Origin of the sequence: Stenotrophomonas sp. MMGLT7 (assembly GCF_021168555.1) — a bacterium.
Lineage (GTDB): Bacteria > Pseudomonadota > Gammaproteobacteria > Xanthomonadales > Xanthomonadaceae > MMGLT7.
Window position 1 is genome coordinate 404964 of the sequence record NZ_JAJOZS010000001.1, and the last position, 13452, is coordinate 418415.

The window sequence follows — 13452 nt, forward strand, 5'->3', positions numbered from 1 at the left end:
TTCGCATACCCCTTCATGCTGCGAACCCCATCTCAAGCTGCCCAAGCGATCTAGACCCCTTGGCCAGGTTGCACGCCCCGGCGGCCGTCGTTGTTTCCTCACCTGGACACTCGCGGCTTGTCCAGACTGGTGCGGATGTAAAGGAGGTCCTTCGGTGCACCGCAGCCAGCTACTACACCGAATCAAGGACCGCTGGCAGGAGCCGGCAGCTCGAACTTGTAGATCGCACCGGGATCGAGCACCTCCAGGCCGGCACGCAGTTCACCCAGGATGGCGATCAGGTTGCGGATGAAGAAGTCCGCATGGCTGTTGCTCAGCGCGATGCTCATCTGCTCGCGGTCCAGCACCGTGGTCACCGCAGTGTCCAGTACCAGGCCCTGCCCCTGCGGCATCGCCGGCGTGCGGACGATCGTGGTGTTCCACAGGTTCGGCCCCTGCGGGCTGGCGGGATCGCCGAACATGTACTCGCCGGTGGTCGGGTTCTTCACGATCTGGATGTCGCTGAAGAAGTCCAGCGGGTTGAGCACCACCAGGTTCGGCGCGTAGCCGCTGTTCTGCAACCGCATCAGGCCTTCGCCGATGATGTCCGCGGCGCTGGTGCCGATGGTGGGCAGGAAGGTGGTTGCCTGATTCAGCAGGCCGTTGATCTTGCCGCTGCCGCCAGTGCCGTTGATGAGGCGGTTCTCCAGCCGGCTCAGCACCTTCAGGCGGATCGTCCTGTCGATGGCAGCCTGCAAGCCGGCGGCATCGGCCAGTACCTGCTTGGAGGCCGCCGTCCAGCCGGCGATGGTGACGATCTCGGCCTCCAGCTTCTCTCCATCGAAGTCCAGCTCGGCTTTCAGGTCGCCCTCGGTCTCCTGCTCAGCGGCATCGCCGGTCACCGCCAACTGGATGAACTCCACCTTGTCCGAGCTGGTCGGGCGACTGGGGAGAACGTCCAGCAGGCGCGGGGCCGGGATCACCGGGCCGTAGATGTCCGGACGGCGCTCGCTCCAGGTCGGATATGCGGTATCGCCGGAACCGCCGCGGCCGGTGTTGGTCAGTGCAGCGCGGATAGAACCATCGACGTTCACCCGGGCATCGAAGCGGCTGACCTTCATGCCGCGTGCGGCCTGCTCGGAGGCAGCCTGGAAACCACCGTCGTCGTGGATCCGCTCGAGCGCGGAAGCGCCGATGCTCGGGCCACCGAAACCACCGCCGGCGCCACGCGGCCCCTCCTGCTCGATCTTGGCGACCATCTGCTCTACGGTGCCAAGGCGAGCAGAGAATTCACCCACCTGTGCCTCGGTGCTTTCCTTGTAGGCCTTGATGTTCTTGCCAACCTCCTGGAGGCTGGCGTTGATGCTCTGGATGTCCTGACTCATGCGTGGTGTTCTCCCATTCTCGTCCTGAGCACGAAGGCGCGCATGCGCAGCCAGGACCATATTGATTTGCTGATTGTTGACGCCGTGCGCTTCAAGCCCTCGGCGTATGTGCTGATCGGTGAAACTCTCTTCGGCCATGTTCGAAGCCCATGTCGTGGTGCCGACACAGTTGACCGCGACACAGGAATTCTTGGAATGCTTTCGTTACGCGATTCCAGGCGTTTCGTTACGCCACGCGATGGTCTTCGTCCGACCAGTCGATCGCTATCTCGATTCCCAGATCGGCCTTCATGCGCTCGATGCTCACCAGGATCTGGATGATGTGCCGCGACCTGGCTGCCTTCTGCCGGCACCGATTGCTGCAGTACTGCCGCGGACGCCCCGTGGGCTTGATCGAGACCGGGACGCCGCAGACCTCGCAGCGTGGCGAGGCCTGACCAAGCTCCAGCTGGCGCGCCGCGTTGCTCAATGCTTCACCGGCACCGCGCCCGGGAGCGTCATGATCCGCTTCAGGTGTTGGTAGTCGTCGATCGTGGACCACCAGATCGCCGGTGCTGCCGGGTTGATCTCCCAAGCCACCAGCATGCGCTCGCCTTGCTCCAGCGCCTGCGCGACCTTTGCGGCCAGAACAGGATCAGCCGCCTGCAGCTCGGCCAGCATGGCCTCGGCCAGGTCAGCCGCAGCGGCGTTGAAGGCGCGCGCGACACGGTCGATGCGTTCAGTCGTGTTGGTCATCGCGATGCCTCCGGGATGGTCACAGCTTTCCAAGCAATCTCCGCGCGGACATGCAGCGGCAACTTCTTCCAGCGGTTTTTCTGCGGCAGACGTGCGGCCACCTGCTCGGCTTCGCGTTTCGGTGTACCAGCACGCATCAATTGCTTTGCCAGCGCGCGCTTGGTCAGCGCGATCTTCAAGGTTTGATTGGTCATTGGCTTCTCACAAAATTGGAATTTCCGAATTGACGATGCAAAAAAAAGGTTAGGCGGCCGGTGTCCGGGGTCGGTTCGATTGAACTTTCCCTCCCGACCTCTACCCAGTGCTTCGTTGAATGCGTTGAATGTGCGTCGAATTAGCCAATGCATATTCAACGCGGCATCAGCCGCGCGTTGAATGCGCTGGGGGGTATGGGGGGACAGCGCAGCGCACTTCCTGAGCGCGGTTAACGCCCGTCTGCGTCAAATGCCACGCCTCTCGCTGATTTCTGTTCTGGTCCCGATAGGTCTCTTTGACGATCAGCCCATCCTTGGCCAGCGAGGCCAAGGCGGTATGGAAGCGGCGGTTGCCTCCCTTGTCTCTGGGGAACGCCTCTGCGGCCACGGCGAGGTGTTGGACCGAGTGCCAAGCAGTAACGGATCCGACCGTGCTGGTCTTGACCTTGACTTCAACTTCCCGAGCCTCCAGCAGCACCAGGAGCGCGGCTTCGCAGTCGTCGGATGCAGCTTGCTCATATTCGAGTCTGCTGGCCGGCACCAGCACACCCTGCTCGTTCCACTGCAGGTGGATGGGATCGGCACACTTGCCCAGGTTGTTCTTTTCGTGGACCAGCTCGACACCACCGTCCTCCTGCACCAGCAGCGCCAAGCGGCTGCGAGCGGAGTTGTGCCAGGCGGTGGAGCCGCTGTAGGTGTTGCCGTTGCTGCCGGTGCGCGCGGCCTGCTTGTCGATGTGGGCCAGCAGGACCATTCCGGCCTCATTCCTGCGCGCGATGTCGGTCAGGTGGCGCAGGAAGGTACGGACGCTGCGCCGCTCATTCTCGTTGCCGCTGTAGGCGTCGCTAGCGTTGTCCACGATGATCAGGTCAGCATTGGCGCAGGCGGCCTCCAGCTCGGCCAGGAGGGGCGTGGCCGATAAGTGCCGAACACCGTAGTCGTTCGTCTCGACCACCAGCGAGGCATCGCCGCCGGTGCCGTCGAGGATCTTCAAGTTCGCCTCGATCATGGCGGGAGTGAGACGGTAGGCTTCGACGATGCGCCGGAGTCGGTAGCGCACCAGGTCGCCAGGGTCTTCCAGAGACAGGAACACGGTGCGGACCTGGCCATCGGGGTGGATGCCCAGCCAGGACTCGCCGCAGGCGCCGTGGGCGGCGAGGATGAGGGCACAGCTACTCTTGCCGGCACCGCCGTGGCCGGCCAGCAGCGTGACCACCGCGCGCGGCACGATGGGGTGTAGTGCGTAGCCGATCGACGACGGGCTGGCCTGCATGAAGCCTGCCAGGTCTACGACGCCAAGCCGCGACGCTACGGCGGCCTCTTCGGCCTCGCTCATGCGCCGAGCACCTCTGCTGCATCAAACAGCCGCAAGGCAATCCGGTCGAGTTCATGGCGATCGTCATCCGAAAGGTCGAAGCCGGCTGACAGCGTGGAAACCATCCGCTGCACGGCTTCCACTTCCCGGCATACGACGTTCATCGCCAACGAGAATGCCGATAGCCGGCGTTGCAGTCGCGCCGCAACCTCGCTAGGATTCCTTGGCAGTCCGCTTCCCCAAGCGCTGTTGGAGCCCGGCCCGTCAGCCGGGCTTCGTTGTGTCTGGGCCATCATGCACGGATCCCCCAGCGGCGCCCACGCAGGGCCTTCTCGAAGGCGGCTATAACCTTGGCGCTGCTGCGGGCCACAAGCGCGGCATCCGCGTTCCAGCGGCGAAACTCGGCCAGGCGATGCTGCAGCTCCTCCCGGCCCGCCGGTGTGGCCGCCATCGCTTTCAACGTCGTGGCGCGCCGCGGATCGGCGATGTCCTGTGCAAGTTCCTGGACCTTGGCCGCAAACGCAGCTTGAGCATCTGGCGCCTGGCTCATTCGGCACCTACCTGGACGCTCTGGTCCTGCAACCACTTCTCGACGGTGGCGCGGTCGTAGAGAACGCGACCTTGGATGCGAAGGTATGGCGGCCCGATGCGCAGTCGGCGCCAGCGGGTGACGGTCTCGGGGGACCGATTCAGTTCGGACGCCAGCTCCGCAGTGGTGAGCCGAGCAGATAACAGCGTTTGGCCTTGCATAGGCACCTCATTGATGGGGTGCCTGCAGGTTCAATCCACATCCGGAAGTCAACTACCTGATGCCCGCTTTTTTCAAGACTGCTCGGATTGTCTTGGGATCGCGATGGAAGTTACGGCTGAGCTTTCCTGCGAGTTCGTGCCGCTCAGTACCGGTGGCCAGATACGATCTGGCCATGCTTACGCATCGTGAATGCCACATGGGAACGCTCTTGTTTTTCCCGCCCGCCGCCTGCCTCTGCCGTCGGTCGTGATCGGCGGCCAGGAGTGCATCGATCCTCACCAGATGCTCTACTTCACCCACAAAAAGCGCACAACCCAAGATCTGGGTCTTGCGCTGGTCCATATTCCCGTACTGCTCCCAGTGTGACTCGATGAAGTCCACAAGATCGATGGCGCGCTGGCGTTCTGGAATAGCTGGTAATAGCTCAAGACGCGACCGCATGCGAGGAAGGTGATCTCGTAGCGAAACTCGCATGACCCCCGCCTCAGCGGGGGCTTTCTTCGTGGGCTTCTTGGCAGCCACTATCAGCTTCCTTCTCGGTGGTTCCGAACAACCTGGAACGCACTTGCAATCTGGTTCAGTGCATCTCTCTGACCGTTGGTGGCATTGTCGTAAATGCGAGCCAAGTTCAGCGCTTCCACAGAAAAAATTTGGCCTGTCGCCAGCACGAGTTCCACCGGCTGTGGTGGCATTGAATCGATGACAGCTGTCAGTTCCGAGGCAAGCGCGGCCATTTCCATCTTTGAAAGTGTCATGGTCAGTACCCCACAGCTTTTCCGCCAATCAGCAGGTCATCGACATTGACCTTGAAAGATGGAATGACGGGATTGTATGGCACGGAATGAAGCTCTCCATCGATGTAAGCAAGACGGCGCAGTTGCGGGCATCGCCGCGGGTAGTTCGGCCTGGGCTCAAAGTGCTTCCAGTCTGTCAGGTAGACTCCTGAGCCATTGAACATTGTCACGTCCGGGTCGATCTCAACCCATTCACCAGGTTGGATCACGGGAGAGTGCGAATCACCCTTTTGCTGTACGAAGGCATTGCCACTCGCGGGCATCGTCATATCGGTCGTCATGGTCAGTTCCCCTTCGATGCTTCTATACGAACAGCCTCGGATAGCTGCGACAACAGAATGATCGCGGCTGCGATCTCGTCAATCGGCTGCATGGCGAATTGGGCGTCCTGCGTCGTGTCCGTTCCTGCCTGATAGACGACGGATCTCGCGGCGCGGGCAAGACCTTGGATCATGCGATTAATTTCGACGCAATGATCGGCTTCCGGTGGGAAGCCTTTGCTATCTCGAGTAAGGCCAACGGTAAGCATCTCTTGCATCAGCCACAGATCGTGCGGGCTTCCGGATTCGGTGTTGGGCCTGGTTGATACACTTTCACTTGCCATGGTCGAAGTCTCCTTTCGGTTGTGGAAGGCGTGGCCGAGTGTTGCTGCACTCGGCCGCGCCGTTTGATACCGGCATCAGCCGGATTTCTTGAACGGGATCACTTTGCCCTTGGGCTGCTCGCACAGCGCGCGCAGCTTCTTCAACGCGGCGCGCTTCTCCTCGTCGTAGCGATGGGCGTTGTAATGCCGCGCCTGTAGCCCGCCGAGGCCATGCGATAGCAGCCGGGCCAGCACCTCGTCGGATACTCCCTTCGCCGCCAGGCGCGTTTCCACGGTCTTGCGGATGGTGCCCGGGGTGAACAGCCGATCCACCTCGCCGGCCTTCCTCATCTGGCGCGAGACGGCTTGCAAGGCCTCCCATGCCTTGTGGTAGCTCACGGGCGCGGCGCCACCGTCCAGGCTGACCAGGAAGGCCCCTGCATCGCCCTGGAGCGCCGCCAGCGCCTTCTGGGCGTCGGGCAATAGGGGGACGATGTGCTCGTGGGCAACAGCCCGGCGGCCTTTCGTATCGCGCAGGGTGAGGGTCTTGGCGTCCCGGTCGTAGTCGGATGTCGTGGCGCGTGCCAGTTGCTCGACACGCTGGCCACCGGTGAGCAGATGCAGGCGCAGCAGCGCCCCGGTGGTGGTCTCGTCCGCAGCGATCCTGCGCCAGTACGCCTGCAGCTGTGCCTCGGACAATGCCCACTTGCGTTCCTTGGCAGCCGCGGCGGCCTTCTCCACCGCGTCCTTGGGCCGGCTGACGTCCAAGTCCAGCAGCGGATTGGCGTGGATTCTGAAGCCGGAGAAGGCGTACAACGTCGCGTCGTTTCTTGCTTTGCGAGCGGCGGTGTATGCGGCGCGCACGTAGGCCCTTAGCTTCTCGGCTTCGCGCAGCTTCCCTTCCTTCGCGAGCGCGTGGAAGACCGGCATCACGTCGTCCACGGAGATCCCTTCGGCCGGCTTTCCGGCCAGCTTCTTCCTAGGGGTGATGTGCCGCTCGATCGCCCGCTCCACGTCTCGCCAACTGGCCTTGCCTCCAGCCTTCAGGTACTCGACGTAGGCGCCCAGGAGGTTGCCGAAGCTTGCGGCCTGTCGTTCGGCCTGCTCCTCGGCCTTGGCACGTGTCTCCTTTGCTTCCAGCCAGGGGTCGCGGCCAAGATCGACCATCGCCCGCTTCTCGGCTGCCAGCTTACGGGCCGCACTGACCGACAGCTTCGGGGCTGGACCGAACTCGCCCAGCACCAGGCGGCGCTCCCGGCCGGTGGCCTTGGCCACGTAGACCAGCAGGAAGCGCTTGGCGCCGGTGTAGGTCGTCTGGATGGCGAAGCCGCGGACATCGTTCTCGGCGTAGTCGATGCGGTTGGCACCGGCCGACGGAGGCAAGGCACGGATGGCGGCATCGGTGAAATGGAGCTTGGCCATAGAGGCTATTTTTGTCCGGCAGTTGTCCGGCAACTCATGCAGTAGCCGTGTACCGCCTATGTACCCCTATGTCCCCTTATAGTCAACAAAAACCGCGCCGTTACTGGGTTTTCTTTACCGGACAACCAGTTTTTCCGGGCCTTCCCAAAACTTCATTTCAGGGATTGAAAATCCCCGTGTAGGCGGTTCGATTCCGTCCCCGGCCACCATTGAATCCATAGGGCTTACAGCGATGCAGGCCCTTTTTCGTTGGGCGCGTCCGCGTTGGATCCGGAGACGGCGGATCGGCGCCGGAAATCCCGTGACCCGGGCAAGGCCAGCGGCCGTGCCCAGGATGGACCACGCCGGTATGCTTCGATTGCCCGTGAATCATTCCGCCCGGCCTCGCGATCGCCCGGGATCAGGCGAGGAGCGGGTCGGTCCTCGCCGCCGAGGACGCGCGCAGCAGCGCCAGGGCACGGCGGTGGCGATCGAGCGTGGCCGCCGCGGTGCAGTCGCTGGGCACGTGCACCTCGAACTCGCGCATGTTGGCGTCCAGCGCCGTGGCCAGCACGCAGGAGTCGGTGGCCACGCCGGCCACGACCAGGGTCCGCACCTTCAGCTTGTCCAGCAGCACCGGCAACGGGCTGGCCAGGAATGCCGAATGCTTGGGCTTGAGTACGAAGTAGTCGCCGCGCTCGGGCTTGAGCAGCGCCGCGATCGCCGCGCCCGCCGAGCCGGGGCGCAGGCACTGCTCCAGCAGCTGGCGGAAATCCATCTGCCAGTCCTGGAAATTGTCGTTGGCGTAGATCACCGGCTGGCCGCGGCGGCGGTGGTCGGCGACGGCCCTCGCCAGCCGGCGTGCCATCGGCAACGCCCGCCGGCGCAGCGCCGGCCCCTCCTCGAAATCGAAACGGCCGATCATGTCCACGACCAGCAGGGCCGTGCGCGTGGTCATGGCGGCAGCGATGGCGGGATCACTGCATCATCGTTCGCCAGGGCCGCCATCAGGGATTCGGATTGAGGTACTGGCGGACCTGGGTGGTGGCATTGCCCACCGCCTCGACCGCGGCCTTGAGGTTCTCCGGCGAGGCGCCGAGTTCCTTCGCCCACCACTTCAGCTCCCATTCCTCGGTCAGCGAGATCTTCTCCGTATCGGCGGGACGGCGTTGTTGCGGGGTTTCGCCCATGCTGCTCTCCTGCTCGGCATCTGGATCGGTCCCCATGCTCCCTACGCCCGGGTTGCGCAGACGTGAAAGACCTCGGGCGCCCTCCCCTCGGCGATCCCGGCCCACGCGGCGGCCGGGATCTCGCGGCCGTCAGGCGCGGGGCCTGAACCGGCCTGCGGCAATGCGGCTCAACGCTCCTCTACGCGCCGGTAGTCCAGCGGCGGCGTATCGCGTTCCAGCAACGGGCGGTAGCGGAAGTCCGGCCCGCGGCGGCGCTCGAACTCCTGCCGCGCCTGCGCCACGGTCTGCGGAGAGCGATACAGCGCGGTCGCGGCCAGGGCCAGCACGCGCGCCGCGTTCAACGCGCCGTTCTCGCCGACCGCGGCCCCGGAGGCGGCCACCGCCTGCCAGCTGTGCGCCGGCGTGCCCGGGACCCAGGTGGCGACGCTGAATCCCGCGGTCGGCACGTTCCAGCTGACGTCGCCGACATCGGTCGATGCCCCGCCCCGGCCATCGACGCCATACGGCTCGATGGCGGCGGCCTGCTGCAATGGCGGCCGCCGCTCCAGGCTCTGCTGCAGGCGCTCGGCGAACGCCTGCTCGGCCGGCGAGTAGGCCACCCCGCCGACCTCGCGCAGCGCGGCATCCACCACCCGTCCCAGGGTGTCGTTGGGCAGCAGCGCGAACACGCCGCCGGTCTGCTCGAACTCCACGCGCGTGCCGGTGCCCAGGGCGGCGCCCTCGGCCGCCTTGCCGATGCGCTCGAACACGTCGCGCACCACCGCCGGGTCGGTGTGGCGCACGTAGTAGTAGACCTCGGCGCGATCGGGCACCACGTTGGGGGCGCGGCCGCCGTCGGTGATGGCGTAGTGGATGCGGGTGCCGTCGGGCACGTGCTCGCGCATCATGTTGGCCATGTAGTCCAGCGCTTCCACGCCGTCGAGCGCGGAGCGGCCGCGTTCGGGCGAGATCGCCGCATGCGCGGCGCGGCCGTGGAAGCGGAACTTGCCGCTGATGTTGGCAAGGCTGGTGCCCTGCGCGGCAGAGTTGGCGTCGGCCGGGTGCCAGTGCAGGACCACATCGACGTCGTCGAACAGGCCGGCGCGGGTCATGTAGACCTTGCCCGAGCCGCCCTCCTCCGCCGGCGTGCCGTAGACGCGGATCTCGCCGTCGCTGCCGCTCTGGCGCAGCCAGGTGGCGATGGCCTGCGCCGCGCCCACCGCGGCGGCGGCGAACAGGTTGTGCCCGCAGGCCTGGCCGGCGTCCTGGCCGGCGATCGGCATGCGCTCGGGCTGCGCCGCCTGCGCCATGCCCGGCAGCGCGTCCATCTCCGCCAGCAGCGCGATCACCGGGCCCTTGCCGCGCTGGCCGGCGCGCGCGACGAAGGCGGTCGGGATGCCGGCAACGCCGGCCTGCACCTGGAAGCCGGCCTCGCGCAGGCGCTGCTGCAGCAGGTGCGACGACTGCGTCTCCAGGTAGCCCAGCTCGGGCTGCGCCCACAGCGCCTGCACGATCCGCGCCTGCTGGCCGGCATAGGCGTCCACCGCCGCCAGCACCTGCCGGTCGCGGGCGGGCGCGGCGGCAGGCTCGGCCGCGAACGCCGCCGGCGCGGCCAGCCATGCGGCGCAGACGGCCAGCAGCCCGATGCGCGGACCGATACCGCCGCCCCGGTGCACCCGTGCGGCCGCCATCAGTAGAACCGCACGTCGTCGAGTTCGAACCAGACCTTGTCGCCGGCCTCGCCCTGGGCGACGAACAGCGCCTGCAGCACGTCGTCGCCGCGCCAGGCGGGGCCCGGTCCCTGCTGCCGGTACGGCGGCTGCCCCTGCAGCTGCGCGAACGGGATCTCGATCGTGCGCCACGCCGGGCCGGAGGCCACCTCGGTGCTCCAGCGGCGGTTGTCCAGGCCGCGGAACTCGACCCGCAGCCGCGAGACGTCGCCGCGCACGTCGAAGCGCACGCCGCGATAGCCGCGCAGGTCCGCCGGCGCCACCGATCCGCGCGTCAGCGGCAGCACCACCCCGGCATAGGCATCGGGCTTGTACGACAGCCGCGCCTGCATCGACAGCGCGCGTCCGCCGCCCTCGCGGTCGACGACCTCGGTGACCTGCACGGTACGGTCGTTGCCGCCGTCGGCCTCGTCGGTCCGCAGGGTATCGAGGGCGGTGCGGCCATCGCCGCGTTCGAAATCGTCGACCAGCGCCGCCACTGCCTGCGGCGGCAGCGAGGTCTCGCGATTGCCCGGCGGCACCCGCGTGCCGGGGCCGTACATCTGCTTGCCGGCCACGAACACGCGGCGGACGTTGCGGATGTCGCCGATGTCCTGCCAGGGCCGGCCGGAGACCAGCAGCAGGTCGGCGCGCTTGCCCGGCTCGAGCGTGCCGCGATCGTCCAGTCCCGCCGCGCGGGCGCTGGTCGCGGTGCCCGCCTGCAGCGCCTCGGCCGGGGTGAGGCCGGCGCGCACCAGCAGTTCCAGCTCGTGCAGCGTGGCCTCGCCGTGCGGGGTGCCGGGCATGCCGGCGTCGGTACCGAGCGCGACCGGCACGCCGCCGCGATGCAGCGCGGCGACGTTGGCCAGGGCGTTGGCGAAGTTGGCCCGGCGCTGGCGCAGCACCGGGTCGTCGGCATCGGCCGGCGGCTTCTGCCCGGGCTTGAGCGGCTCGTAAACCGCCAGTGTCGGCGCGTAGTAGGTGCCGTGCTGGCGCATCAGCGCGACCAGCTCGTCGTCGGCGCGGGCGTCGAGCATGCTGTGGGCGATCACGTCCACGCCGGCGCGCGCGGCCTGCTTGCCCCGCGCCAGGGTGACGGTATGGGTATACACGCGCAGGCCGTTCCGGTGCGCCTCGTCCACCAGCGCGGTCAGCGTCGGCTCGTCCATGCTGCTGTTGTCCGGGGCGTTGTTGTAGCGCCAGCCGTCGTTGAACACCTTGATCAGGTCGGGACGGTAGGCCGCCACCTCGCGCACCGCGACACGCGCGGCCTCCGGCGAGTTGACCCAGCGCGTGGTGGCCTCGTCGGCCCAGTCGGCACCGTGGCCCAGCGGCGTGCTGATGCGCGCGGTGAAGCGCACGCTGGGCGCATCGATCGTCTGCAGCCAGGCGCGCCGCGGTGCATAGGCCTCCGGCGCCTGGTGGAAATCGTTCACCGTGGTCACGCCATGGGCCAGGTAGGCATTGGCGATCTGCGGCAGCGCCGACGGCTTGAAGTTGGGCGTCCAGTGGGTGTGCAGGTCGAACAGGCCGGGCAGCAGCGCCAGCCCGCGCGCATCGACCACCTGCACGCCCTTCTCGCGCGGCAGGCCCGGTGCGACCTTGGCGATGCGGCCGGCGTCGTCGACCAGCACATCGGCGGCATAGGGCGCCCGCCCGGTGCCGTCGAACACGGTCGCACCGCGGATCAGCAGCGGCGCGGCGCTAGCGACGGCGACGTGCAGCAGCAGCGCCAGCAACAGGCACGGCCACAGCCGGCGCAGCAGGCGCACGCGCGGCGTGGACAGGGACGGCAGCTCGTTCATCGGATCTCCTACTGCAGGGAATGGGGGGCAGCGGCGGGCTCGGCCGCATGGTCCGAGGCGCGGGTGGGCGAGGCCGCCTGCGGCGGTTCCAGCAGGCGGATGACGTTGCCCTGCCGCTCGACCACCAGCCCCAGGCTCACGGCCACGCTGCGGGCGAAACCGGCCGGGTCGGTGGCCGAGTATAGGCCGACGATGCGGCGGCCCCCGATGCGCGGATCGTCGATGACGATGCGCACGTCGCTGTAGCGCAGGAACTGCGCCGCGGCCACCGACAGGGTGTCGCCGTTGAACGCGAGCATGCCCTCGCGCCAGGCCAGCGCCTGGTGCACGTCGGCCTGTTGCACCGGTTCGACGCGGATGCCGCGGCCACGGTCGGAGAGCGCGCGGTAGTTGGCCATCAGCCGTGCCGGCGCGACGCCGCCGCCGGTGTCGGCCACGTCCACCGTGCCTTCGCGCACCAGTACCTCCACGCCGCTGTGGCGGCGCTGCAGCAGGCTCACCGCGAAACTGGTGCCGACCGCGGTGACGGAGGTGTCGGCCGCGCGCACGACGAACGGGCGCTGGCGATCCTTGGCCACGTCGAACAGCGCCTCGCCGCGCAGCAGCGAGACGTCGCGGCGGTCGCGGCCGTACTTCACCCGCACCAGGGTGTCCGAATCCAGGGTCACGGCCGAGCCGTCCTCCAGCGCCACCCGCAGCACCTCGCCGCGGCCGGTGCCGTAGTCGCGCGTGTCGTCGGCCAGCCGCTGCAGGCCCAGCGCCGCCAGCGACAGCACCGCCGCCAGCCCCATGCCCCAGCCCAGCACCCGCCGCGCCGCACGCCGCGGCACCGGCGCCGCGGCGGTACCGGCAGCGGGCGCCAGCGCGCGGGCGCGACCGGTCCGCGCGAACACCGCGTGGGCGCGCGCATAGGCGCCGAAATGGCGCGGGTCGGCGCCCAGCCAGGCGTCGCGCTCGGCCAGTTCCGCCGCCGACAGCGGCGCCCGGTCCTCGCGCGCGGTCCACTGCGCGGCGCGGCTGTCGATGCCGTTGTTATCGCCTGCCTGCATGTCGTCCGTCCCTCGGCGCCCGTGCGCCCGCCTGCATGTCGTCCATTGCGGCATCCGTCTTCATCGCGTCCATCAATAACCTGATGCCCTTGCAGATATGTTTCTCTACCGTGTTCTCGCTGATGCGCATGCGCTCGGCGATCTCCCGCTGCGAGCAGCCTTCCACCCGCCGCAGCAGGAATGCCTGCCGGCATTTGTCCGGCAGTTGCCCGATCAGCTCCCAAACCCGCCGCAGTTCCTGCCGCGACGAGGCCTGACGCTCCGGCGAGGCATCCTCGCCAGGCAGTTGCAGCTGCTCGATGTCGCCCATCGCCTCGATCGAGACCACCTGCGCGCGCCGCAGCTGCTGCAGCACCACCGACTGCGCCACCGTGTACAGGTAGGCGCGCGGCTGGCGCACGTGCGAGACGTCGGGCAGGCCGGCCAGGATCGCGTAGGTCTCCTGCACCACGTCCTCCACGTCCTGCCGCAGCGGCACCCGCCGCGCCAGCCAGTACCGCAGCTCCGGCTCGAACGGCAGCACGTGCTCGGCCAGCCAGGCGGCGCGGCCCGACGGCAACGCCGCGCTCATGCCGGCCCCTCC

At 67.4% G+C, this 13452-nt stretch carries 19 protein-coding genes; all 19 read right to left on the bottom strand.

Going from position 1 to position 13452, the window contains the following annotated elements; genetic code table 11:
* Positions 1-182 precede the first annotated feature (182 nt).
* Positions 183-1502, bottom strand: coding sequence for a phage major capsid protein (locus LRX76_RS01885; RefSeq protein WP_231801269.1), 1320 nt, complete (start codon positions 1500-1502; stop codon positions 183-185).
* 88 nt (positions 1503-1590) lie between these two features.
* Positions 1591-1833: a DNA gyrase inhibitor YacG gene (locus tag LRX76_RS01890; protein ID WP_231801271.1), complete on the bottom strand. Its 243-nt coding sequence runs from the start codon at positions 1831-1833 to the stop codon at positions 1591-1593.
* Positions 1830-2099 carry a hypothetical protein gene (locus tag LRX76_RS01895; RefSeq protein WP_231801273.1) on the bottom strand — a complete coding sequence of 90 codons (270 nt, stop codon included), beginning with the start codon at positions 2097-2099 and terminating at the stop codon, positions 1830-1832. The genes LRX76_RS01890 and LRX76_RS01895 overlap by 4 nt, the downstream gene beginning before the upstream one ends.
* Positions 2096-2278 (bottom strand): hypothetical protein, encoded by a 183-nt coding sequence (locus LRX76_RS01900; RefSeq protein WP_231801275.1) that lies wholly within the window; start codon positions 2276-2278, stop codon positions 2096-2098. Before LRX76_RS01900 ends, LRX76_RS01895 begins: the two co-directional genes overlap by 4 nt.
* Positions 2279-2459: 181 nt before the next feature.
* A complete protein-coding gene (locus tag LRX76_RS01905) occupies positions 2460-3629 on the bottom strand; it encodes an AAA family ATPase (protein WP_231801277.1) in 1170 nt (389 codons plus the stop codon).
* On the bottom strand, positions 3626-3772 hold the full coding sequence (locus LRX76_RS01910; RefSeq protein WP_231801279.1) for a hypothetical protein: 147 nt from the start codon (positions 3770-3772) through the stop codon (positions 3626-3628). Before LRX76_RS01910 ends, LRX76_RS01905 begins: the two co-directional genes overlap by 4 nt.
* 128 nt (positions 3773-3900) lie before the next feature.
* The gene (locus LRX76_RS01915; protein ID WP_231801281.1) at positions 3901-4158 is read right to left on the bottom strand and encodes a hypothetical protein; all 258 of its coding nucleotides are present in this window, start codon (positions 4156-4158) and stop codon (positions 3901-3903) included.
* Complete coding sequence (locus tag LRX76_RS18860; RefSeq protein ID WP_343237800.1) at positions 4155-4358, bottom strand: helix-turn-helix domain-containing protein; 204 nt, start codon at positions 4356-4358, stop codon at positions 4155-4157. The genes LRX76_RS01915 and LRX76_RS18860 overlap by 4 nt, the downstream gene beginning before the upstream one ends.
* Before the next feature lie 52 nt (positions 4359-4410).
* Positions 4411-4881, bottom strand: coding sequence for a hypothetical protein (locus tag LRX76_RS01920; protein WP_231801282.1), 471 nt, complete (start codon positions 4879-4881; stop codon positions 4411-4413).
* A gap of 2 nt (positions 4882-4883) precedes the next feature.
* Positions 4884-5114, bottom strand: a complete 231-nt coding sequence (locus LRX76_RS01925; RefSeq protein WP_231801283.1) for a hypothetical protein — start codon at positions 5112-5114, stop codon at positions 4884-4886.
* Positions 5115-5116: 2 nt separating this feature from the next.
* The gene (locus tag LRX76_RS01930) at positions 5117-5434 is read right to left on the bottom strand and encodes a hypothetical protein (protein ID WP_231801285.1); all 318 of its coding nucleotides are present in this window, start codon (positions 5432-5434) and stop codon (positions 5117-5119) included.
* 2 nt (positions 5435-5436) lie between these two features.
* Positions 5437-5757 carry a hypothetical protein gene (locus LRX76_RS01935; RefSeq protein WP_231801287.1) on the bottom strand — a complete coding sequence of 107 codons (321 nt, stop codon included), beginning with the start codon at positions 5755-5757 and terminating at the stop codon, positions 5437-5439.
* Between the two features lie 75 nt (positions 5758-5832).
* Positions 5833-7158 carry an integrase family protein gene (locus LRX76_RS01940; protein ID WP_231801289.1) on the bottom strand — a complete coding sequence of 442 codons (1326 nt, stop codon included), beginning with the start codon at positions 7156-7158 and terminating at the stop codon, positions 5833-5835.
* A gap of 400 nt (positions 7159-7558) precedes the next feature.
* A complete protein-coding gene (locus LRX76_RS01945) occupies positions 7559-8095 on the bottom strand; it encodes an isochorismatase family cysteine hydrolase (protein WP_231801291.1) in 537 nt (178 codons plus the stop codon).
* 49 nt (positions 8096-8144) lie between these two features.
* Entirely contained in the window at positions 8145-8327 is a 183-nt protein-coding gene (locus tag LRX76_RS01950; RefSeq protein ID WP_331716748.1) for a DUF3606 domain-containing protein, read from the bottom strand.
* 167 nt (positions 8328-8494) lie between these two features.
* The gene (locus LRX76_RS01955) at positions 8495-9997 is read right to left on the bottom strand and encodes an amidohydrolase (RefSeq protein ID WP_269450677.1); all 1503 of its coding nucleotides are present in this window, start codon (positions 9995-9997) and stop codon (positions 8495-8497) included.
* Positions 9997-11820: an amidohydrolase family protein gene (locus tag LRX76_RS01960; RefSeq protein ID WP_231801295.1), complete on the bottom strand. Its 1824-nt coding sequence runs from the start codon at positions 11818-11820 to the stop codon at positions 9997-9999. The genes LRX76_RS01955 and LRX76_RS01960 overlap by 1 nt, the downstream gene beginning before the upstream one ends.
* A gap of 8 nt (positions 11821-11828) precedes the next feature.
* Entirely contained in the window at positions 11829-12869 is a 1041-nt protein-coding gene (locus LRX76_RS01965) for a FecR domain-containing protein (protein ID WP_231801299.1), read from the bottom strand.
* The gene (locus LRX76_RS01970) at positions 12853-13440 is read right to left on the bottom strand and encodes an RNA polymerase sigma factor (protein ID WP_231801301.1); all 588 of its coding nucleotides are present in this window, start codon (positions 13438-13440) and stop codon (positions 12853-12855) included. Before LRX76_RS01970 ends, LRX76_RS01965 begins: the two co-directional genes overlap by 17 nt.
* Positions 13441-13452 lie beyond the last annotated feature (12 nt).